The sequence below is a fragment of the Nonomuraea sp. NPDC049695 genome, from assembly GCF_040674955.1.
Classification (GTDB): domain Bacteria; phylum Actinomycetota; class Actinomycetes; order Streptosporangiales; family Streptosporangiaceae; genus Nonomuraea; species Nonomuraea helvata.
Genome location: NZ_JBFANV010000097.1, coordinates 17,214 through 38,739 on the forward strand (window position 1 = coordinate 17,214; position 21,526 = coordinate 38,739).

Consider the following 21,526-nt stretch of genomic DNA (forward strand, 5'->3'; position numbering starts at 1 on the left):
GACGGCGCCCTCATCTCGTCTGTTAGCGTTAACATCGCTGCGGCGAATCCGGTTCTCCTTCCACACAGGCCTGCTGAGATGGTGTGTGGCCGGAGCAAACATGATGGGAGAGGGCCCGTCAAGAGCCCGCTCCCCTTGGTCACGGACCCGCCGCGCACCGAAGCGGCCTGATCAGTGCTGACCGGACGCCGTCGCACTGTCGCGGCGCGGCGAGGTGATGAAACGTTCATCCCGTGGCGGCGCGGCATGACCGGGACGCACCAGCGCACGGGCTGCTGAGCGCCGACCATCTCATCGAATCGATTCGCTCAGAGCCTTGACATGTTTCGCCGTTGGTTTCCACACTGAGCCGGTCACCCCGCGACGGCGGTGCGGCGTTCCCTGGGTTTCTCCCGCCCCCCACCACTTCGGACCGGAAGCTTGCCGCCATCCGTGGGCCGGCAAGGGCACCGCCACCAGCCCCGCTCGACCTGCCCCGCCCCTCCGTGACCAAGGAGTCGCATATGGACGTCCCACACAGAAGCCGCCGCGGGATCGCCGCCTTACTTGCCGCAGGCGCACTCGTCGCCGGCCCCGTCATGACGGCCGCCACGCCGGCCCTGGCCGCGGACCAGGCCATCACCGTCGACTTCTCCGCCGGTGGCGGCTCGCCGACCTACCGCGCCTCCGGGTGGATCTACGGCATGACCGAGAACGCGTCGGCGCCGCCGGACAACTTCTACACCGATGTGAAGTTCCGGTATATGCGCGCCGGCGGGGCGCAGCTCGACAGCCCGGGCGGGTGGGTGTCGGGCAAGTACGACCGCCGATGGAACTCCACCCGCGCCCAGCTGCTGCGTACCCGATCGCTGGGCGGGGAGTTCATCCTGCTCGTCCATGACCTGTGGGGTGCCGACGGCTACCCGATCTCGCGCTTCCCCGGTGACAACGGCGACTGGACCGACTACGACAACTTCCTCACCCGTCTGATCAACGACGTGCGAGCGACGGGCGCCACCGTACAGTGGGACCTCTGGAACGAGCCCAACATCACCTTGTTCTGGAACCGTCCTCAGTCCCAGTACTTCGAGATGTGGCGGCGCGCCTACCAGCGCGTCCGTGCCGCGTTCCCGACGCATCTCATCGTCGGGCCGAGCTGCGCGTGCGTGCCCTCGACCACGAACTCGTTCTGGGGCCAGTACCTGGACTACGTCAAGGCCAACAACGTCGTCCCCGACATCATCAGCTGGCACTCCCTGCCCGGCGATCCGGTCGCCAACGTGGCGGCGGCCGACACCACGCTGAACTCCCGCGGCATCCCGCACCCGCGCCCGTACCAGATCAACGAGTACGGGGCGTCCAACGAGCAGAACCCCGGTGACGGATCCTGGTACATCGCCCGCCTGGAAAGGGCCGGCGCCGACGGCCTGCGCGCCAACTGGGCGGGCGGCGGCAACCTGCACAACGACCTCGCGAACTTGCTCGTCCGCAACTCGGCAGGCCAGTACCAGCCGAAGGGCGAATGGTGGGTCTACCGCTTCTACGGCTCTCAGACCGGCCAGATCGCGTCCGTCACCCCCAGCTCCTCCTACGACGCCTTCGCCACCAAGGCGGCCGGGACGGCCAAGATCCTGGTCGGCGGCGGCAGCACCACCGGCAACGTCGCCGTCAACCTGCGGCGCCTGGACGCCACGAGCGGCCTCGTGCAGAACAACCAGGTGAGAGTCGTCACCGAGCGCATCCCCTACAACGGCGGCGGCGCCGTCCAGGGCCCGGTCACCGTCCAGAACTCCGTGGTGACGCTGTCCGGCGACGGCACGACGGTCAACCTGCCGCACACCGCCATCGACGACACCTACACCATCACACTCCTGCCCCCCACGGACCCGGGCCCCGGCGGCGGCGGATCGACGTCGGTGTTGCGGAACGTCAACGCCGACCGGTGCCTGGACGTCCCGAACTCGAGCACCGTCAACGGCACCCAGCTCCAGCTCTGGGACTGCGGCGGCGGCAACAACCAGCAGTGGACCCTCACCTCGTCCAGGCAACTGCAGGTGTACGGCAACAAGTGCCTGGACGCCAAGGGGCAGGGCACCGGCAACGGCACCCAGGTGATCATCTGGGACTGCAACGGGCAGGCCAACCAGCAGTGGAACGTCAACAGCGACGGCTCCATCACCGGCGTGCAGTCCGGTCTCTGCATGGAGGCGAGCAACTTCGGGACCGCGAACGGAACGAAGGTGCAGCTGTGGTCCTGCACCGGCACGACCAGCCAGAAATGGACGAAGAGCTGAGATGAGAAGCATCGGGTGAACCTCGGCGAGATCGCCGGTCATCGTTCACGGTTCCTGGTCGCCGGCGACGACCAGGCCGGATTCGTACGCGAAAACGACGGCCTGCGCGCGGTCGCGCAGGCCCAGTTTCGTCAGCAGGTTGCTCACGTGGGTCTTGACCGTGTGCTCGGTGACCACCAGATCCGCGGCGATCTCGGCGTTGGATCGGCCGCGCGCGAGCAGCCGCAGCGTATCCATCTCCCGCTCGGTCAGCTCATCCAGTCGCTGCCGCAGCCGGGGCCGGGAACGTCCACGCCCGACGAACTCGGCGATCAGGCGCCGGGTGATCGCCGGGGCCAGCAGCGACTCCCCCTCCGCGACCAGGCGGACGGCGCGTACGAGGTCGTCGCGACGTACGTCCTTGAGCAGGAAGCCGCTGGCCCCGGCGCGCAGGGCGTCGTAGACGTACTGGTCGACGTCGAACATCGTCAGGACGAGCACCTTCGCGTCGGTTCTGCGGCACACCTGTGCGGTGGCCTCGACGCCGTCCACGCCGGGCATGCGGATGTCCATGAGCACGACGTCCGGCTCCAGTTCGATCGCCTTCGTGACGGCCTCGGCGCCGTCGGCCGCCTCGCCGACCACGGTGATGTCGTCATGGGCATTGAGGATCATCGCGAAGCCACCGCGGAACAGGTCCTGGTCGTCGGCGACGAGTACGCGCAGCATGCCGTCACCCGACCGGCAGGGTCGCGATGACGGTGAAACCCGGGTTCCCTGGCTGGATGGCCAGCTTGCCGCCGCAGGCCGTGACCCGCTCGCGCATCCCGATCATGCCGTGTCCTTCCCGTGGCTCCCGCGTGCCCCGTCCGTCGTCGGAGACCTCGACGTCCAGGGTGTCACCGGACCAGCGGAGCCGTACCCGGACGGTGTTCGCCCCAGCGTGCCGGATCGTGTTGGTCAGCGCCTCCTGGATGATCCGGTAGGCGGCGATGTCCACGTCGGCGGGCAGGCGTCGTGGCTCGCCACGCACGTCGGCGGAGGCGTCCAGGCCCGCACGGCGGGCGTTGTCGAGCAGGTCGGGCAGGGCGTCGAGCCCGGGATGTGGCCCTCGGGCCGGAGCCAGGCCGTCGGGCGCCTCGCTTCCTCGCAGTGCGCCGAGGATCAGGCGGAGCTGGCCGATCGCGTCCCGCCCGGCCGCCCCGATCGCCTCGAAGACCTCCTCGGCCCGCTCCGGATGATCGCGCACCACCAGTGGGCCGGTCTCCGCCTGGACCACCATGAGGCCGACCGAGTGGGTCACGATGTCGTGCATGTCGCGGGCGATCCGGGTGCGTTCGCGTTCGATCGCGGCAGCGCGTTCCTCGCGGATGCGAGCTTCGCGCTCCTGTTCGGCCTCTCGCCTGGCCCACCGGGCCCGTGCCCCGGCGCCGACGGCGTACGCGGCGACGACCGCGGTGAGGAGATAGCGATAGGTCTCCAGATTCTCGTGCGGGACGATGAGCGACACGGCCATGCCGACGGCCAGGCCCGCGATGCCCACGGCGCGCCGTGCCCGGGAGAGGTCCGCCGCCGCGAACGTGTAGGTGCACACGAGCACGCCGTACGGCAGCAGTAGCAGACTCGCGGAGTGTGGCAGCGACTTCGCCGCGATCGCCAGGATCGTCGTCGCGCAGCCCACGACCGCCCCGACGGAAAGAACCGCGCGGCGTCGCCACAGCACGGGCACCGACATCAAGACGGCGAGCGTCACCAACCACCACGGCTGCCGGTACGGGACGGTCGCGGGCGTCACCGTCATCACGGTGACGACGGCCGCGATCGCGACGTCGGTCCTTGACGGCTTGAGGATGCTCGCCCGCATGACCGGCTCCGGGGTTGTGAGAGGCAATCCGGCAAGACTAGGCGCGCGGCACCGCCGCCGCCTCCGCCTCCCGGCTGATGATCTTCTCACTCCTTCGAGTGAGGCCCGGCACGACGAATCTCCGAGCCGCCCTGGTCCCTTCGACCGGTACGCGGATCGCTCCCGTCAGCGATGCGCCTTCAGGCCCGGCTTCTGGAGAGTCGGCCACATGAACTCACCGATTCGGCGTCTGGCCGTGGTGCTGGCCGCCACGGCGTTGTCGGCGACGCTGTTCCATTTCGGTACCGGGCTCAGGCCGGTGCCATGGCTCACCTGGCTCGCACCGCTGCCGATGCTCGTTCTCGCTTCCCGCGTCGGTGCTCGCACGGCGTTCCTCGCGGCATCGGCCGCGTGGCTCGGCGGTGAGACGGCGATGTGGGGCTACTTCCTGAACACGCTGCAGATCCCGTCGCCGCTGGCGGTCCCGCTGATTGTCGGGTCGGCGCTGCTGTTCGGGCTGGTCGTCCTCCTGTCACGGGTGCTGATGCTGAGAGGACGTCCGTTGGCCGCTGCCGCCGTCGTGCCGACGGCCTGGGTCGTCATCGAATACGCGGTCTCGGTGCTGTCACCGAACGGAGCATGGTGGAGCCTGGCCTACACCCAGGCCGACATCCTTGCGGTCCTGCAGACCGCCTCGGTCACCGGACCGTGGGGGATAACCTTCCTGCTCCTCGGGGTTCCCGCGGCCGCCGCCGCGTCATTGTCCGCGCACAGGGGCGGGAGGCTGCGGGTGGCGGTCACCGCCGCGGTCATCCTGGCGTCGGCGGTGGGGTACGGCGCCTGGCAGCTGGGCGCACCGTACGGCGAGAGCCCGGAGAAGGTGGCGCTGCTCGCGACCGACCATGACGGCTGGGCTCCGGTCGCCTCGCCGGAGGGCCGTGCCCTCCTCGGGCAGTACACCGCGCGGATTCCGAACCTCGCCGCCCGCGGCACGCGGGTCGTGGTCATGCCGGAGAAGGTCTTCATCGCCGACGACACGACGCTGCCCATGCTGGCGGCGCCGCTGGCCCGGCTCGCCGTCGACCACCACGTCGACATCATCGTCGGGCTGATCCTCCAGCGATCCGGCGCCCTCCGCAACGCGGCCATCGACTTCCCCGCCGACGGGAGCCGGCCGATCGAGTACTTCAAGCACCACCTCATCCCCGGGCTGGAGAGCGACTTCCGACCCGGCGACCGAAAGGCCTTCGTGCCCGGTTCCGGCTCCCGCTGGGGGATCGCCATCTGCTTCGATCTGGACCTGCCCGGCCTGGTACGCGACTACCGCAGGAGCGGCGCCACGGCGATCTTCGTGCCCGCCTGGGACTTCCGCCGGGATCGCTGGCTGCACGGCAGGATGGCGGTCACCCGGGGCGTTGAGACGGGGCTCAGCGTGGTGCGCGCGGCGCGAGACGGCGACCTGGTCGTGAGCGACGGCAAAGGCCGGATCCGGAGCGAGGCGCACAGCGACGACGCACCGTTCGTGTCCGTCGTCGCCCCGTTACCCACCCGCTCGGCCGACACGCCCTACACCAGATTCGGCGACTGGTTCGTCGGGGCCTGCGCACTCCTGCTGGCGCTCTCACTCGCCTCCCTGACCCGTACCTCTCGGCAACGACGGATGAAAACGCACGGGTCGGGTGTTGGAGCGTCCTGAACGTGAGTTGGCCGACCAAGGGATGGATGCCATGCCTCTTGCGGGTGAGTACGAACCCAGCCCGACGCAGTGGGTGCGCGAGCAAGTGGAGCTGTACGAGAGCTCCGGCGGCACCAAGGGAACGACTTTGCTGGATACGGGAATGCCCGTCATCTTGCTGACCACCCTGGGCGCCAAGAGCGGCAAGCTCCGCAAGACGCCGCTGATGCGCGTGGAGCACGAAGGCCGCTACGCCGCGGTCGCCTCGCTGGGCGGCGCTCCCCAGCACCCCGTCTGGTACTTCAACGTCAAGTCCCACCCCCATGTGGAACTTCAGGACGGCCCTGCCAAGCAGGACATGAAGGCCCGTGAGGTGACCGGCGCGGAGAAGGCCGAGTGGTGGGAGCGTGCGGTGTCGGCGTATCCGCCGTACGCCGACTATCAGAACAAGACGGACCGGGAGATCCCGGTGTTCGTGCTGGAGCCGCTGGACAGCGACTGACCGCGCGGAAGTCCTGCTCCACGGGACGTAGGGGGTCCGGGCCCGCCGGGCGCCTGTGCGTCCCGTGGTGCTTCCTCCACCTGTGGCTGCTCGGCACCTTGCCAAGCAGCCACTCACGAGAGATACGTGGAAGAGAGATCCGTGTATCCCTGGAGGGAACGTGTCGGTGATTCCCGGACCGCCCTCACGAGGTGACGGCGGGCTGCATGACATCGCCACCGCAGGCGGCCTGCACGCCTACCAACTGCGGCTGCACGCCGAGTACGGGCCGGTCGTACGATTCGAGCTGCCCGGCACGGACTCGGCGGTCTCCATCGCGGACCCGGTGCTGCTCGAGGCCACCGCCGGGGTCGACAAACGGCCGGAGGAACTGTTCGAGTTCCTGGCCCCGCTGTGCGAGGCCGGCAACCTGCAGACCCTGCCCGCGGACGAGCACACGCCATGGCGCCGCGCGGTCCTGTCCGTACTGGCCGGCCGCCGCTCCCACGAGGCCCACTTCCCCGGCTTGACCGCGCTTGCCGGCCGGCTGGCGGACCGGTGGGCGAAACAGGCCGGGGAGGGACCGGTCGAGCTGCAGAAGGACCTGAGCGCGCTCTCGCTCCGGATGATCTGCCAGTACGCCCTCGGCAACGGCCTCCACGACCCGGACCAGGTCGTGACGGCCTTCGAGGTCGTGCTCACGGAATACCTCGGCCGTCAGTACCAGCCGGCCGACCCCGGAACCGAGGAACAGAGACGGAAGCGTGCCCAGGAGGCCCTGACCTACCTGCGCGCAACCGTGAACGACGTGCTCGCCTCGGCCCAGCAGGACGGCAACGCCCTGGCCGCGGCCTTGGTCGCGGCGGGGATGAGTCCGGCCCGCGTGCGGGACACCGTGTTGATGATCATGCTTGCCGCCCATCACACGACCGGCGTGGCGGTCTCGTGGACCCTCCACCTGCTCTCCCGGCACCCCGCCGAGGCTGAGCGGGTCACGGCGGAGATCGACGAGGTCCTGTCCGATCGGGTCGCGCCCGAGTACGCCGACCTCAAACGGCTGACCCGTCTTCAGATGGCGCTCAAGGAATCGATGCGCCTGTATCCGCCGGGTCCGTACGGGGCTCGCGAGACCACCGAAGATCTCGTCCTGGCCGGCTACGAGATCCCCACCGGGACGACCATCTTCTATCCGTTCTGGGCCGTCCACATGAACCCGCGTTACTGGCCCGATCCCGAGACGTTCAACCCTGGCCGTTTCACCCCCGACCAGGTCGCCGGCCGACCTCGCTACGCCTACATCCCGTTCGGCCTCGGGCCGCGCAGCTGCGAAGGCGCGCGCCTGGCCACGATGGAGGCCGAACTGGTGCTGGCGGTTCTCCTGAGAAGGTTCCGCTTCCAGCCGGCCGCCGGACACGACGTCGTCCCCGTCGAACGGTTCGTGCTGTGGGCCGCGGACGGGATCCGCATGAATCTGACGCCACGGCCGGCAACCCGGTGATGTTGGACGACCTGCGCGCCGCTGGGCGACGCAACGCCGCCCGCTTCCCGCTCAGCGCCCGCGACAGGGTGTTCCCCGGTGCTGTGTGGGGCATTGGTGACGCGGACGACCCTTCTGCACGAGTCGCTGCACCGGCCGCCCGGGCAGGCCGCCGAGTACACGGTTATCTGGACAGGAGAGCCACCTTCCTTCCCGTTCGCCCAACGATGCACGGCTCCGCCCCTGGCCCCTGACGGTGGGCAGGCATGAGCACCGGTCTTCCTCCCAGCCCGCCTGCTCGCTCGCACACGCAGCCTCTCTGTCGATACGGCCAAGGAAACTGTGCCGTCGGACTCATAATCCGTGGGTCGTGGGTTCAAGTCCCACCCGCCCTACCACGCCGACCTGCGGCTTTACGCGGATCTGTAGTCGCGTCATCTGATCGTGAGTCACGGTGAGCCACATGTGAGTCACGTCGTCTCCCGGGCCTTGCCGATCTTCCGGTTGGTCGCCCGGACCGCCTTCAGCACCAGCCGCGCGGTCGCCTTGGCGCTGTCGTGATACAGCTGCGGCAGCACCGAGACGTAGGTGTCGGCGGTCAGAAGGATGCTCGCATGCCCCAGCGTGCCCTGCACCCCCTTCAACTCCGTCCCCGACGCCAGCGCCAAGGTCGCAGCTCCATGGCGCAGATCGTGCAATCGCACCGGCGGCAACCCACTGGCCGCCACCAGCTTGTGAAAGCGGTGCGTGAGATAGCTCGGCTGCACCGGTGCTCCGCTCCCCAGAGTGAAGATCGGGCTGGTCGGTGACCACCGCTCCCCCGGCAGCCGGCGCTGCTCACGCTCGTGGCGGCGCAGCAGCCGCACGGTCTCCGGATCGAGTGCCAACGTTCGCCGGCTGGCCGCGCTCTTCGGCTCGCGCACCAACTGATGGGCGACAGTGAGCTCGCGCCGCTCCAGATCGACGTCCACCCAACGCAACCCAGTGACCTCCCCGCGCCGCAGCCCGCGCAGGGCCACCAGCCACCACAGCACGAACAGCGAATCCTCCCGCGCGAAGCGCAGAAAGGCAGCCAGCTGCTCGACCGTCCACACCGCCACCGGGGACGCTCTCCCCCATGCCGCCAGGCCGCCTCCCGACGAGCCGTCCACACCACAGGATGCGTCCGCACCGGCGCCGGCAACCGGGCGCCCTGCGCCGGATTGATGGCGATCAGGTCTTCGCGCACCGCGTGGTTCAGCGCCGCCCGCAACGTCGCCCGGATCCGCTCCAAGGTGGACGCGCTGATCGGCTCACCGTACCGATTCCGCCGCCGCCCCAACGCCACGAACATCCGCGTCACGTCCCGCCGCGACAACTCCGCCAGCCTGACCCGGCCCAGGAACGGGATCAGATGCAGCCGCACATGATCCCGATAGGCCCGGTGCGTGGACGGCCGCAACCGCAACTCCACCACCGACAACCAGTACCGCAACCACTGCCCCACCGTGCGACCAGCAGAAAGCGGCCCATCCGCCTCCGCTGTCAGCAACTCACGGCCCGCCTACCGCGCCGCCTCAGCGGTCGCGAACCCACCGCGCCGAACCCGCCCCCGCCGACCCGACGCCCCCACAACCTGGGCCGCGAAATACCAGCTCCCATGCCCCACCTCGGCCAAGAGGCCACAGCGACCACCCAGCCGCTTGCCACTCGCCCCATCGCTACACCCGCACCGCTTGTACACCACGCAATGTCCGTCGTCGCTGCCTGTCATCGCTCGCCTCCAGGTTCGTCTCAGAAGCAACGTACGAGCCGAGCAACAACAGACCCACACAAGAGGAACATTTAGGTAGGCAGACCAGCCAAGTGGTCACATCAAGTGCAGACAAGAACCGAAGTAAAGGCAGGGCCATAGACCCACGGACAACGCCCCCAGGGTTCACACGTGTAGGCCCCAGTCAGCTTCGGCCGAACGACCTGACGCCGCAGCACTGCCACCTCGTGATGCAACACCATGAGCTCCGCATCCTTCGACCCGTAAGAGCCGTCGCGACTGGGTCTGACCCGGTACACACTCTCCAGAACCTCGATCTGCCGCGGTAACGGGCACCCGGGTCGGAAGGATTCCTCATCGTGGGTTTCTATGTGCGCACCAGCCTCAGGGCTGGACCGTTCCGTTTCACCCTCAGCCAGGCCGGGATGGCAGTCTCGACCGGAATTCCGGGCCTTCGGGTGCGGATGGGCCCCCGCGGCAACGTCGTGCACATGGGGCGCGGAGCGATCTCCTACCGCACCATCGCGCCCGACCATGACGTGGTCATGCACGATGTCGTCAGCCTGGTCCCGGCCCAGCCGAGTGACGTCGTCCAGCAGTTGCAGAAGGCCGCCAAACGCCGGCCGTACTGGCCGTTCGCCCTGGCCGCCCTGCTCGTCGCAGGGCTGTTGACAGGACGCTTCGGCCTGGTCATCGTCGCCGTCGGGCTGCCTTGCGTGCTCTGGGTGGCGCTGCGCGATCGGGCGGCTCGCGCGGTAGTCGTCATGTACGACGTGACCGACGAGGCCGCTTGGCGCTTCGATCACCTCGTCAGCTCGATCACCGACCTCCAGCGAGCCCACGGGTTCTGGCTGATCACCGCATCCGGTGCGATCACCAGTACCTACCAGTTCAAGGTGCACGCCGGCGCCTCCAGGCTGCTGCGCAGGATGAACGCCTCGGCCCGGTTGGCGGGACCGCGGATCCTGGTCACCAACGTCGCCGTCCCGACCCTGACCGCAGGCAGCCTGTCGGTGCACTTCCTCCCCGACCGGGTCCTGTTCCGGGACGGCCGCCACGTCGCCGACCTCGCCTACCAGCACCTCCAAGTCGGCATGGAACACGCCCGCTTCATCGAAGAAGGCCCGGTGCCACGCGACGGCACGGTCGTGGACTCCACCTGGCGCTACGTCAACGTCAAGGGCGGCCCCGACCGCCGTTTCAAAAACAACGCCCGCCTGCCCATCCTCCTGTACGGCAGACTCATCCTCCGCAGTCACAGCGGTCTCAACCTCGTCTGGGACGCCTCTCAGGTCCCGCTCGTCCACGTTGTGGCGAACGCACTCCACCAGTGCATCGCCGCTCGCCCACCCGTGATCCACTCCTGAGATGGCCTACTCCATCACCGCCCACTGGCCTGGCGGGCGGCCGTCCCCGCGCTTGATCAACACCACCGTGGGTGAGATTGGTCGTCTGCACGACGCCGCAGAGCCGCAACCGCGAGCGAGACCTCGGCACGCTGCGGCCACACGATCTACGCCACACCTTTGGCTATCTACTGTTGGAGGTGTCCGGCCACAACCGCGCCGAACTGGAGCGCCCCTCGATCACGCTAACGATGGCTACCTGCGTCTGGGCACGTACGGGTTCAGGCTGGCGACAGCGGCCTACGCGACCATGTTGTCGACAGCTTTCTCCGCGCGCCCCTTGTCTCGCGACCGGTCGGTGGCATGTGGTGGCCGGAAGGCGATGGTAAATGGGGCCCGTTCCGGGTGGCTGTGCTGCGCAGCGCGTTCCGGGTCCTGACCAGGACCAACGACGTTGACCGGCTGCGGATCTCCTCGGTCATCGCCGTCCTGCTGCCACTTCTCCCCGAGCCAGACGAAGTACCAAGGTCCAGATGGTGGCGCGGGGGCGTGCCAGCGCAACAGCATGCCCGGCGTCACGATCAACCGCCGACGACCCGCTGGAGAAGTAGACGCGCCAGCGCGCTGATCACCGCCCGATCCGCCCACGACGGCCGAGGCCTGGCCACCTGCCGACGCAACACCGCGAGCTGGTGACGCAAGACAAGGATCTCCACGTCCTTCGACCTCTGCGAGCGACCCAGCAACACCACCCAACCCACGAGCCGGACGAAGATCAAATAAAGCAACCGCAGCGCCATGAACAGCGATCATGCCCACCAGAACGGAACGCCAACCCCCAGGTCAGCCCCAACGGCCGAGTTTCGGGCACCACACGCTCACCCACGTGGACGTCAGCGCGGTCACAATATTGACTCATAGTAAACAATTGCCTACTGTGAGTGTTTGACGTGGCGTAAAGCTCTTTCGAGGGGTGAAGCTCATGCTCAGACGAGTCGAATCCGACCGGTGGCAAGAATCACTCGATGTCAATCCCCTTTACAACGGGCTGGTGCCGGAAGGCGGCGTGCCCCGGTTCAAGCTGCCGGCCAGCCCGATGAATCCCACAGCGGCCCAGGCGCTCATCCGCGACGAACTCCTGCTCGACGGCAACGCCCGGCTCAACCTGGCCACCTTCTGCACGACCTGGATGGAACCCCAGGCCCGCGAACTCATCGCCGAAACCCTCGACCGCAACCTCGTCGACCACGACCAGTACCCGCAGACGGCCGACATCGAGGCGCGCTGCGTCAACATGCTCGATCACCTGTGGGGCGACCCGAACGGCTCCAGCGTCGGCTGCTCCACGGGTGGCTCCAGCGAGGCGGCCATGCTCGGCGCGCTGGCGATGAAGTTCCAATGGCGCGAGCGACGCCGGACGGCCGGGCTGCCCACCGCCAACCCCAACCTCGTGATGGGCACTGCCGTCCACACCTGTTGGCCGAAGTTCTGCCAGTACTGGGACGTCGAGCCGCGCTGGATACCGATCGAGGAGCCGGCCTTCACCTTGAACCCGGCCCGGCTCGGCGAATTCTGTGACGACAACACCATCGGCGTCATCGGCGTGCTCGGCTCCACGCAATGCGGCAAGTACGACCCGATCGAGCAGATGTCGGCCGAGCTGGACCGGCTGGAGACCGAGCGCGGGCTGAGAATACCGCTGCACGTGGACGCGGCCGTGGGCGGCTTCATCACCCCGTTCCTGGAACCCGACAGGGTGTGGGACTTCCGGCTTCCCCGGGTGCAGTCGATCAACACCTCGGGGCACAAGTTCGGCCTGGTCTACCCCGGCGTCGGCTGGATCGTCTGGCAGGAGCCGGACGCCCTGCCGCAGGACCTGGTGCTCTCCTGCGACCTGCTCGGCGGCAACATCGACACCTTCACGCTCAACTTCTCCCGCTCCGGCGCCCCGGTCGTCGCGCAGTACTACAATTTCCTGCGGCTCGGCTTCGAGGGCTACCAGGCCGTCCAGCAGACCTGCCGGGACGTGGCGACCTACCTCGGTGAGGAGATCGCGAAACTCCCCGAGCTCTCGCTCATCGCCGACGGCTCGGAACTGCCGGTGCTCGCCGTGCGGACCGCCCCCGGCTACGACGGTTTCACCGTCTTCGACCTGGCCGCCCGGCTGAAGATGCACGGCTGGCAGGCCCCGACGTACTACCTGCCGCCCGACCTGGAGCACATAGCCGTCATCCGCTTCGTCATCCGCAACGGCTTCAGCCAGGACACTGCCGCCAAACTGCTGGCGAACGTGCGCACCGAGGTGGAGTACCTGCGCGACAATCCGGTTCCGCGCCCTCGCCTCGGCGGCGACGAGGCGGCCGCCGAGCAGCCCGGTGTGCCGACGGGAGGGTGACGTCGATGAACGACTTCGCCGCGTCCATCACCTTCGACCAACTCGGCAGTGACCCCTATCCGATCTTCGCCAGGCTCCGCCGCGAAGCGCCGGTCGTCCTGCTGCCGAAGCTCGACCTGTGGATGGTCACCCGCTGGGATGACGTGCGCCAGGTCCTCAGTGCCTACGAGTCGTACACCAGCGCCTTCCACTCGCTGGCCACGCAGATATTCGGGGAACGGTCCGTACTCAAGGTTGAGGGCGACGCCCACGCCGATCTGCGAGCCGCCGTTGACACGCGATTCGCCCACGAACGTATCGAACGGGCCACCACACTCACCCGCGAGGCCGCACGGCCGTACGCCAGCGAGCTCAGTAGCCGGGACGAGCTGATGTCCAGCTACTTCGAACCCGCCGCGAGCACCGCCCTCGCCTGTTTCATCGGCCTGCCGGACGTGGACACCGACGCGCTCATGCGCTGGGCCCGCAACCTCAGCGCCGGGATGAGCAACTTCACGGCGGACCCGGCCGTACACGAACAGGCGATGGCCACCGCCACCGAGATCCGCCAGACGATCGAGCCCTTCGCCCGGCAGGCCACAGACCGGCCCGACGGCTCAGTCCTGTCACAGCTGCTCCACAGCGGCTGCCCGGCCGATACCGTCCGATCCGCCGAGAACATCATGCCCACCTTCATCGAGATCCTCTCGGCGTTCCTGGAACCGGCGGCCGGCGCTGGGCTCACGCTGCTCGCGCTGCTCCAGCATCCCACGCAAATGCAGGCCATCCGCGATGACCCGCGCCTGATCCGCAAGGCCGTCCACGAAACGCTGCGCTGGCTATCACCAAACGGCGCGCTCAGCCGCCGCTCGACCAAAGACGTGCTCCTAGCCGGACAGATCATCCCCGCCGGAGCGACCGTCATGGCGGCCATCGCCTCGGCAGGCCGGGACGAGAGCATCTTCACCGACCCAGACACCTTCAACATCAACCGGGACCCCTTCCCCAACCTGGGCCTCGGATACTCCCGCCACGCATGCCTCGCCGCCCCAGTCGTCGGTGCCATCATCGCGGCCCTGCTGGACGTGTTACTCGAGCAACACCCACGGCTCTCCCTGGACCCCGAACAGCCGCACAACCTGCACGGCTGGAAATTCCGCGTGCTGACGAACCTGCATGTCCGCATCGGCGATCCGGCCCGTGAAAGCTGAGTGCAGAAATTGGCGGTAGCGACCTGCGACTTCTTCGCTTGTTAGCGGTCCGTGATGTGGTGAGCCGGGACATCAAGTACGCCGACAGGGTCACATGGTGTTGAGGTCTACATCGAAGGTGTGTGCGGGATCAGTTCTTGGCTTTCCGGATCGGCGGTCCAGTCGGTGGTGGCGCCTGTGGCACGCGGCTGCGGTTGGTGCGTGCGATGATGTGGGCCGCCCTCGGCCTGATCATGACCTTCCGGCTGATGGTGGCGTTGGAGGAACAGCTGGCTTGGCCGGTCGTGCTCGTCACGATGGCTCCCTATCCGCCGCTGGTGGCGCTGCTGGCCGGGCGGCATCGCCTCTGGGCCCGCAACGGCCTGCTGGTGGCACTGGTGATGCTGTACACGGTGCCGTTCGCCGTCGCGGGCACGCAGTGGGAGTGGCTGCCGTGGCCGCTGGCGGTCGCGGTACTGTGCTCCTTCCGGGGGAGGGTGGGCTGGCCGCTGTTCGGACTCCTCCTGGTCGCCACGGGCCTGGCCGGATTGTGGGTCGGCGACGACGCGCTGACGGCGGTCATCAGAACGCTGAAGACCGCCACCAACGGCCTGATCATCTTTGGCCTGTACGCCCTGGTGGTGATGGCGGCCAGGCTGGATGCGGCACGCGGGGATCTGACGCGATTGGAGCTGCTGCGGGAACGGCGACGGCTCGGTGGAGAACTGGGCGCGGTCGTCGGCGCACACCTGCGAGCGGTCTCGGAGCGGCTCGCGCAAGCCGTCGACGCCGAACCGGACATCGCACGCGACCGGCTCCACGTGGCCGTCGGCACCGCCCGGCAGGCGCTGGCGGACATCCGCGCGACGGCCGCCGGCTACCGCGTTTCGCCCCCTCTGCCGCCGCCGATCGAGTCGCCGAAGGTGGCGCGCCTCATGCTGGCCGCGCTGCTCGCCTGCCAGGCATCGCTGCACGCGGTCGTCTCCGTCATGACCTACCACCGGCCGTGGACACTGCTCCTGACGGTGCCGTTGATGGGCGCGGCCGGAGCGATCCAGCTGCTGATGAAGCCGTCACGCAAGCAGATGATCCTTCTCGGGCTGCTGCTGGGTGTCCCCGCCATACCGTTCGGCTACCTGCTCTGGGAACTCGTCTTCCTCACCTGCCTGTGGCCTTTCTTCCTCGGGCTGGTGCTCACCCGCATGCGGCCGCCGCGCTCCCTGGTCATCACCGGTGTGGCGGTGGCGCTGTACATCGCGCTCTTCTTCTACCCGCCGCCGGTACCCAACCTGGCGGGGATGGCGGCGAACCTGATATCCATGACCATCCTCACCTGGGTCTCCTACGGTTTGATCCGGCTGTCGAATCTGGTGGTCCTGCTGCACCAGGCCGAGCGGGACCTGACCCGCGAAGCCCTCATGCAGGAGCGCACCCGGGTCGCCCGCGACCTGCACGACCTGTTGTCCTTCAGCCTGTCGGCGGTGGCGCTCAAGGGAGAGCTGTGCGAGCGGTTGCTGGACATCGACCCGGTACGCGCCCGCGCCGAACTGGCCGCCCTGCCCGAACTGGTCGAGCGTGCACGAGCTGAGCTGGAATCGGTGGCCCACGCGACCGTGGGGCTATGCCTTGACCAGGAACTGGCCGCAGCGCACACCGTCCTGGAGGCCGCCGGTATACGGACTGTCGCCACCGTCGGGACCGGCCCGCTGCCACCCGAGGTGGACACGGCGGTGGCCGCGGCATTGCGCGAGGCGGTCACCAACGTCGTACGACACAGCATCGCCCGAACCTGCACCATCACCATCGTCTCAGTGGGCCACGCAGTCCGGCTGCGCGTCGTCAACGACGGGGCCGCCGAAGCGCCATCCTCAGCTCCGCGACCAGGGCCTGGCGGATCAGGGCTGACCGGCTTGGCCGAACGCGCCGGAGGCCGGCTCACCGCCGGATCACAAAGGGGCGGCCGCTTCGAACTGGTCGCCGAATTCGCCACAGGCCGCCATCAACACTTACCCCACGCCAGCGAAATCCCTGGGTGAATGTCGTGATGCTCGATCCTCATCACGAACCTGGCCACACGCCACTCTGCTGAGGCAGGGAACAAATGCCACATAATGCCGATGGTCAAGAACGTGTGGTTGCTCGCGTGCACGCGGTACGGCACGGCATCCACCATCACTTCCCGACACGACAGCGGGGAGAATCCCGGCCATAGCTCCACGTGCACATTGACTCTGTGCATCCGTTGCTTTACTCTCCGTAGATATTACATGACTCGGAAAGTAAAGGATCGCAATGCGAATCTCCCGCACCCTCTCAGCCGCCGCAGCAGGAGCCCTTATGATTGGCGGCGCGTTCCTCACCCTCCCGTCCGCCGACGCCGCCACGCCCGGATCCCTGCACGGCACCAGATCCGCGACCATGGCCAGGGCAAATGTCAGCGTCATCACGGAGGTGCAGAACGCAATGGACTATCCAGCATGGCTTTATATCGGAGAGAACAACTCCTGGTTCGGTCCCATCGACGCCCATAGCACAAAAACCAGCGACATACGGGTTCCCTGGGTCGGCAACGCAGACGAGATGTCGAAGAGCATCAGAGTCTACAAGGAGGGCCTTACCTGTCCACCTGGCGAACCTTGCCGCCCCCAGAAATTTCATCTTTACCACATCTTTCAGGATTACTGGCAGCCAAACGACCAGATCAAGTACACCGGTAACGGCATCTACGACTATGCTCAGGCCGTACCTGGCCCCAGCACCGGCGGCGGCAATAAGCGTCTCATCATCGCCCCCGACCAGCCATACATGTAGGCAATGCGATTGGCTGGGCAGGACGGCCGTAGGTCCCGCTATCTGGAGATCGCTCCCTAAATAAGAAGATGTGCCACCTGAGCGTAGACATCGGCCGGCGTACCCGTTGCGTGCCCGTACGGTCGCGACCTGCGGGGACTCTCGGTCACTCGACCCGCACATGCCCCGGGTCAGCGTTTTCGCAGCTCAGACTTCATGGTGTGGAAAGATTTCCCGAGCTGACAGCGCGGGTTCGATCCAAGTCCGGTTTCAGACTTCAGAAACTGCTGCAAGGTTTCACTCCGTAATTTTCAGCACGGCTGAATCATGCTGTGGCGCAGGCCATATCTGAAGGTAGTGGTCATCTACCCAGCAGCGCTCTTCATCCATTCCTCGGACGTGATACCGCAAGCGGTAGGTACCGGGACCAGAAAGCAGCGACGAAAGGTTGTGTGCCTTTTCGTCATCCCAATCCATGAGCCACCCCACCAGGAAGACCTCGCCCGACGGGGACTCGAAACTGATCTCCACGATCTCCTCATAGCCGTCAAGGTCAGCGCCCGGATCCCGGTCGGCGACAGTCACCGTGAAGGGAATCACCCCCCACTGCGTGGCGATGTTCAGGCTGGCGACGCCTCTCCCCTCCACTTTGATGAGCCCAACGGAGTGACTCGGTGAGCCATCTGGCCTGTCGGCGGCCACGTAGTCCCCCCGATCCAGGAGATAGACCTGACCACAGTCCTCCACCTCCATGTCCATCCGTTTCGTGTGGACGACAGAAGGCTCGTCTCTGCTCATGGGCGGGAAGCATAGAGTCCGTCACCGTCAATTTCGGCCGGACGGAGTGTAGCGGGATTGATCAAGTCCGGAGGCACACTGAGCCTGTACCGCTCGAATATGGAGTTACGCGCCCTGAGCTGCGGTCAAGCGGCATGGTGGTATTCGCTGATCGTGCCTGCGACGACGGGTTTTCGGCGGATGGATCGCAGGTCGTCGAGGTCGGTCACATCCCGGGCGGACTGCGTTGCGATGTCCGGAGCAGATCAGCATGCGGTCGGTGCACTCAGCTCGCGCCGTCCGGATCCAGCGCTCGGCACAGCGGTTCGCCCTCGGTGTCCGTGGCGGGGGCCTGCTGAGCGGTCCACATCCCGGTCGGATGGCAGGTCACACCCAAGACGTGCACGTGTCGCGTGCGGACCTCCATCACGAACAACTCGTACAAGCGCTTCAGAAAGATCGTGTCAACATGGAAGGAATCGCAGGTCAGGAGGCCCTTAGCGGGCGAGCGCGAAAGGCCCGCCAGGACGCGTCGAGATCTCGGGGGGCCGGGACAAAGCGGCGCGAGCGCAGGATGCGCCGCACGGTCGCCTCGCTGACCTGGAAAGCAAGCCGTACCAACTCCCCATGCACCCGTCGACGGCCGCCTGGCTTGGGAGCAGGGATCAGCGGGGCGAGCAGTTCTCACTCGAGGTCGGACAGATCGGTGGGGTACGGACGCCGAGGAACCATCACACGCCTCCAGGCTCACACCCCCGACACCTGTCAGCGTGACTCGCCCACGCTTTTCAGACATCCACCGGGCCGACGTCGATCACCACAGTCTTGGTGCGGCTGCCGTAGCGGCTGTTCCGCTGTTCTTCCTGGCCAGTCGTGCCGATCGTAGCCGAGGTGATCGCTGATCTCGCCTTCCAGCAGGGGCTCCAGCACCCGCCACCGCGGGTCCGCGGTCACGTCGAGACGGCCGTGCGCGACCACTGCTGGTTGGTGCCGGTGTTGCACGGATACTGCTTGAGGATCACGCCGTCCGCGGTCGATGCGGACGGTACGTCCACGCATTTGCCGCTGTGTCGTGCCTGGAGTTGGAAGTAGCTTCCGTTGGCAACCATCTGAAACTGCTGGTTGGTGCCGGTGCCACAGGTGTACTGGATGAGCTCGGCACCGTCGGCGGTTGAAGCGCTCACCACATCAAGACACTTTCCGCTGTGGCGGCTGATGATGCGCCAGTAGCCGCTGCCGGCGTCCTGGAACTGCCACTGCTGCCACGCGTTGCCGCCGTACGTGTACTGGCCGACGCGTGCACCGTTGTCGGTGTTCGGTTGTTGGACGTCCATGGCCTTGCCGCTGTGGCGCACGTTTATCGTGTAGACCGTCGGCGGAGGGGTGGAGCCGCCGATGGTGTCGCCCCAGGCATATCGGATCCGGTCAGCGCCGGAGGTGTTTCGGACGGTCAAGTTGAGATCGGTGCCGCTGCCGCTCAGGGCGTACATCGAGTAGTGGTCGTAGCCGAGGCCTTCGGTTGGCTTGCCGCCGAGAGCGGGCCAGTAGGTGCCGCCCATTTGGTTGTCGCGCATGACCTGGGCCATGGCGCGGATATGGCGCACGAAGTTGTCGGTGCTGTTCGCGTCGCCGTAGTTGAGGCCGGTAGACATCGGTGCGCCGAACTCGGTCGCGACCGCGCGGGAGGCACAGTTGCCCAGACGCGTCTGAATGTGGGTTCGGAAGGCGTCGTAGGTCATCGCGCTGTAGAAGAAGGCGTAATGGTGGAAGGACAGCAGCGTCGAGTTGAAGCGGCTGTCGTTGCATATGTCCCGCAGGTCCTGGCTGTAGCCGGTGCCGCCGATGAGCACCCGTCCGGGCACTGCCGAGGTGTGGTAGCTGAGCCAGTTCGCTGCGACGTTGCGCCAGTCCGCCGAGGTGTAGCCGTGCGGCTCGTTCATCGGCTCGAAGTAGACGTTGCTGTTTGAGCCGTACGTGTTGGTCACGCTGGACCACATCGTGTTCCATGCGGCGAGGTTCGTGATCTTGCCGCCGGAGGCGGCGCCGTCCTCCCAATAGGCGAGGATGACCTTGAAACCTCGGGCGGTGGCGGCGTCAATGGCGCCGCGGTAGGCGTTCCACCAGGTCGTGTTGGCCACAGTGTGAGTGTTGATAGGCAGCCGGACGGTGTTGACCCCCATGGTGGAGGCCATGTCGTCGTAAAGGGCGTTGGCCTTGGCCCGTACTGTCGCATTGCTGTCGGACTGGCTCAGGCCCTGCACGACGAGCGTGCCGGTGCTGAAGTTGTCACCCAGCACGGCCCAGTTCATGCCTCGGAATTGGCTGGTGGTGGCATTGGCCGGCGGCGCGGGAATGACGAGGCTTGCCATTGCGGCGAGCGCGGTCACCACAAGGGGGATCAGCGACCGGCGTAACGACCGGGTGCTCCGTGACGGTCCTGACGAGTAACCGTCAGACGCTTTGGTCGGTGTCATGAAATTCCCATCACTAGATCTGAGTTCCTGGGTCTGTGAAGATCATGTTGCTGACGTACGTCCGGGCCGCATCGTGCTGCTTCAGCAGCAGGGGCGGCTCCCCGGCCCGGGCTTCACCGATCACTGCGCGGCGCTCCCTGCCACTGGCAGGAATCAGCTGGTGATCCGGAAGGTGGCGTCCGCCCGGCCGGTGGCCGTGCTGATCGGATCCAGGCGAAGCAGGTAGTTGGAATGGCGGATGTACCGGTCGAGGAAGTTGTATGACTGGAATGACGCCGCCGAGGAGTCGGCGAGGCCCGCCACCCGGCGGAAGGTCGCGTCCCCGCGGAAGGTGGCGGTGCCGTCGTACTTGGCCAGGACGAAGTCGTAGTCGTAGTGCCGCAGGTACCAGCCGGGGAAGTTCGACGACTCCAGCGAGACCCCTACCGGATCGGCCAGGCCTGGGACGATGCGCCACTGCGAGTCGGCGAGCGGGCTGACGTTCGGGTCGATGCGGACGTCGAAGTTGCTGTGCCGCAGGTAGCGGTCGGGGAAGTTGATTGACTGGAGGCGCCGGGTGCCGGCCGAGGCGGGGCCGCCCCACTTGGCCTGCAACGCGGTGAGCTGTGCCTGGGTGATGCCGATGATCGAGCCGTGCCGTTTGCGGCTGGCGCCGAGCGCGTACTCCGAGGTGGCGCGGACGCGGTAGCCGCTGGGAGCGGCGAGATTGGTCGTGGTCAGCGGGAGGTAGCCGCGGCCGGCGGCGTACTGGTCGACCCACAGGCCCCATTCGTTGCGGCCGTTGTACTGGTGCAGGATCGGGCCCTCGACCTGCGCGCCGGTGTAGCCGAGGTGGGAGATGTCGCCGAGCCGGGTCCAGCCGGTGAGGATCTGGTTGCTGCCCTCGATCGTGATCTGGCCGTCGCCGGATGCGCGGATGTAGCGGTAGCCGCCGGCGCTGCCGGGGATTTCCAGGATCTGCGTATCGATGATGCCCTGGGTGCCCGGCCGGTCGATGTATGAGGTGCCTCGAAGATTCCGGACAGTTGGCTACATAAGCTGACAGAAGTCTGGAAGAGGTAGGTACGTGACGAGGCGTCGCAGGCAGTTCTCGC

The 21,526-nt window shown here is 67.2% G+C and carries 18 protein-coding genes and 1 pseudogene; 11 read left to right on the plus strand and 8 right to left on the minus strand.

The window, feature by feature from the left end:
* The first annotated feature begins 503 nt into the window (after window positions 1-503).
* A complete protein-coding gene (locus tag AB0J64_RS47415) occupies window positions 504-2,273 on the plus strand; it encodes an RICIN domain-containing protein (RefSeq protein ID WP_364042843.1) in 1,770 nt (589 codons plus the stop codon).
* Between the two features lie 45 nt (window positions 2,274-2,318).
* Here AB0J64_RS47415 and AB0J64_RS47420 read toward each other — a convergent pair whose 3' ends face one another.
* Both AB0J64_RS47420 and AB0J64_RS47425 read right to left on the minus strand, forming a co-directional pair.
* Window positions 2,319-2,981 carry a response regulator transcription factor gene (locus tag AB0J64_RS47420; RefSeq protein WP_364042845.1) on the minus strand — a complete coding sequence of 221 codons (663 nt, stop codon included), beginning with the start codon at window positions 2,979-2,981 and terminating at the stop codon, window positions 2,319-2,321.
* A gap of 4 nt (window positions 2,982-2,985) precedes the next feature.
* Entirely contained in the window at window positions 2,986-4,143 is a 1,158-nt protein-coding gene (locus AB0J64_RS47425) for a sensor histidine kinase (RefSeq protein WP_364042846.1), read from the minus strand.
* 181 nt (window positions 4,144-4,324) lie between these two features.
* On the opposite strand from AB0J64_RS47425, the gene AB0J64_RS47430 reads away from it, so the two are divergent.
* From AB0J64_RS47430 to AB0J64_RS47440, 3 genes are all read left to right on the plus strand, one after another.
* Window positions 4,325-5,791, plus strand: coding sequence for a nitrilase-related carbon-nitrogen hydrolase (locus AB0J64_RS47430; protein ID WP_364042848.1), 1,467 nt, complete (start codon window positions 4,325-4,327; stop codon window positions 5,789-5,791).
* Window positions 5,792-5,822: 31 nt separating this feature from the next.
* Complete coding sequence (locus AB0J64_RS47435; protein ID WP_364042850.1) at window positions 5,823-6,272, plus strand: nitroreductase family deazaflavin-dependent oxidoreductase; 450 nt, start codon at window positions 5,823-5,825, stop codon at window positions 6,270-6,272.
* A gap of 160 nt (window positions 6,273-6,432) precedes the next feature.
* Complete coding sequence (locus AB0J64_RS47440) at window positions 6,433-7,749, plus strand: cytochrome P450 (RefSeq protein ID WP_364042852.1); 1,317 nt, start codon at window positions 6,433-6,435, stop codon at window positions 7,747-7,749.
* Window positions 7,750-8,198: 449 nt separating this feature from the next.
* Here AB0J64_RS47440 and AB0J64_RS47445 read toward each other — a convergent pair whose 3' ends face one another.
* Window positions 8,199-8,828, minus strand: a complete 630-nt coding sequence (locus AB0J64_RS47445; RefSeq protein WP_364042854.1) for a site-specific integrase — start codon at window positions 8,826-8,828, stop codon at window positions 8,199-8,201.
* Window positions 8,829-8,933: 105 nt separating this feature from the next.
* On the opposite strand from AB0J64_RS47445, the gene AB0J64_RS47450 reads away from it, so the two are divergent.
* Complete coding sequence (locus AB0J64_RS47450; protein WP_364042856.1) at window positions 8,934-9,137, plus strand: hypothetical protein; 204 nt, start codon at window positions 8,934-8,936, stop codon at window positions 9,135-9,137.
* On the opposite strand, the pseudogene AB0J64_RS47455 reads toward AB0J64_RS47450, so the two are convergent.
* A pseudogene (locus AB0J64_RS47455) lies at window positions 9,122-9,214 on the minus strand (hypothetical protein); the annotation flags it as partial. The gene AB0J64_RS47450 and the pseudogene AB0J64_RS47455 sit on opposite strands and share 16 nt — an antisense overlap.
* Before the next feature lie 626 nt (window positions 9,215-9,840).
* Between AB0J64_RS47455 and AB0J64_RS47460 the strand changes: the two are divergent.
* Window positions 9,841-10,848 (plus strand): DUF4236 domain-containing protein, encoded by a 1,008-nt coding sequence (locus AB0J64_RS47460; RefSeq protein ID WP_364042857.1) that lies wholly within the window; start codon window positions 9,841-9,843, stop codon window positions 10,846-10,848.
* Between the two features lie 560 nt (window positions 10,849-11,408).
* Here AB0J64_RS47460 and AB0J64_RS47465 read toward each other — a convergent pair.
* On the minus strand, window positions 11,409-11,627 hold the full coding sequence (locus AB0J64_RS47465; protein ID WP_364042859.1) for a hypothetical protein: 219 nt from the start codon (window positions 11,625-11,627) through the stop codon (window positions 11,409-11,411).
* Window positions 11,628-11,809: 182 nt separating this feature from the next.
* Here AB0J64_RS47465 and AB0J64_RS47470 point away from each other — a divergent pair, with 182 nt between their 5' ends.
* The 4 genes from AB0J64_RS47470 (at window position 11,810) to AB0J64_RS47485 (ending at window position 17,202) form a co-directional block, all read left to right on the plus strand.
* Complete coding sequence (locus tag AB0J64_RS47470) at window positions 11,810-13,222, plus strand: glutamate decarboxylase (RefSeq protein WP_364042861.1); 1,413 nt, start codon at window positions 11,810-11,812, stop codon at window positions 13,220-13,222.
* 5 nt (window positions 13,223-13,227) lie between these two features.
* Window positions 13,228-14,412: a cytochrome P450 gene (locus AB0J64_RS47475; RefSeq protein ID WP_364042863.1), complete on the plus strand. Its 1,185-nt coding sequence runs from the start codon at window positions 13,228-13,230 to the stop codon at window positions 14,410-14,412.
* Between the two features lie 206 nt (window positions 14,413-14,618).
* Entirely contained in the window at window positions 14,619-16,427 is a 1,809-nt protein-coding gene (locus AB0J64_RS47480) for a histidine kinase (protein ID WP_364042865.1), read from the plus strand.
* A 301-nt stretch (window positions 16,428-16,728) separates the two neighbouring features.
* On the plus strand, window positions 16,729-17,202 hold the full coding sequence (locus AB0J64_RS47485; protein ID WP_364042867.1) for a hypothetical protein: 474 nt from the start codon (window positions 16,729-16,731) through the stop codon (window positions 17,200-17,202).
* Between the two features lie 276 nt (window positions 17,203-17,478).
* On the opposite strand, the gene AB0J64_RS47490 is transcribed toward AB0J64_RS47485, so the two are convergent.
* The 3 genes from AB0J64_RS47490 to AB0J64_RS47500 all read right to left on the minus strand — a co-directional run bounded on the left by AB0J64_RS47490 (window position 17,479) and on the right by AB0J64_RS47500 (window position 21,026).
* Window positions 17,479-17,979 carry a hypothetical protein gene (locus AB0J64_RS47490; RefSeq protein WP_364042869.1) on the minus strand — a complete coding sequence of 167 codons (501 nt, stop codon included), beginning with the start codon at window positions 17,977-17,979 and terminating at the stop codon, window positions 17,479-17,481.
* A gap of 929 nt (window positions 17,980-18,908) precedes the next feature.
* Window positions 18,909-20,345, minus strand: coding sequence for an RICIN domain-containing protein (locus AB0J64_RS47495; RefSeq protein ID WP_364042871.1), 1,437 nt, complete (start codon window positions 20,343-20,345; stop codon window positions 18,909-18,911).
* Between the two features lie 240 nt (window positions 20,346-20,585).
* The gene (locus tag AB0J64_RS47500; RefSeq protein WP_364042873.1) at window positions 20,586-21,026 is read right to left on the minus strand and encodes an AbfB domain-containing protein; all 441 of its coding nucleotides are present in this window, start codon (window positions 21,024-21,026) and stop codon (window positions 20,586-20,588) included.
* A 195-nt stretch (window positions 21,027-21,221) separates the two neighbouring features.
* On the opposite strand from AB0J64_RS47500, the gene AB0J64_RS47505 reads away from it, so the two are divergent.
* Window positions 21,222-21,434: a hypothetical protein gene (locus AB0J64_RS47505; protein ID WP_364042875.1), complete on the plus strand. Its 213-nt coding sequence runs from the start codon at window positions 21,222-21,224 to the stop codon at window positions 21,432-21,434.
* Window positions 21,435-21,526: the final 92 nt, after the last annotated feature.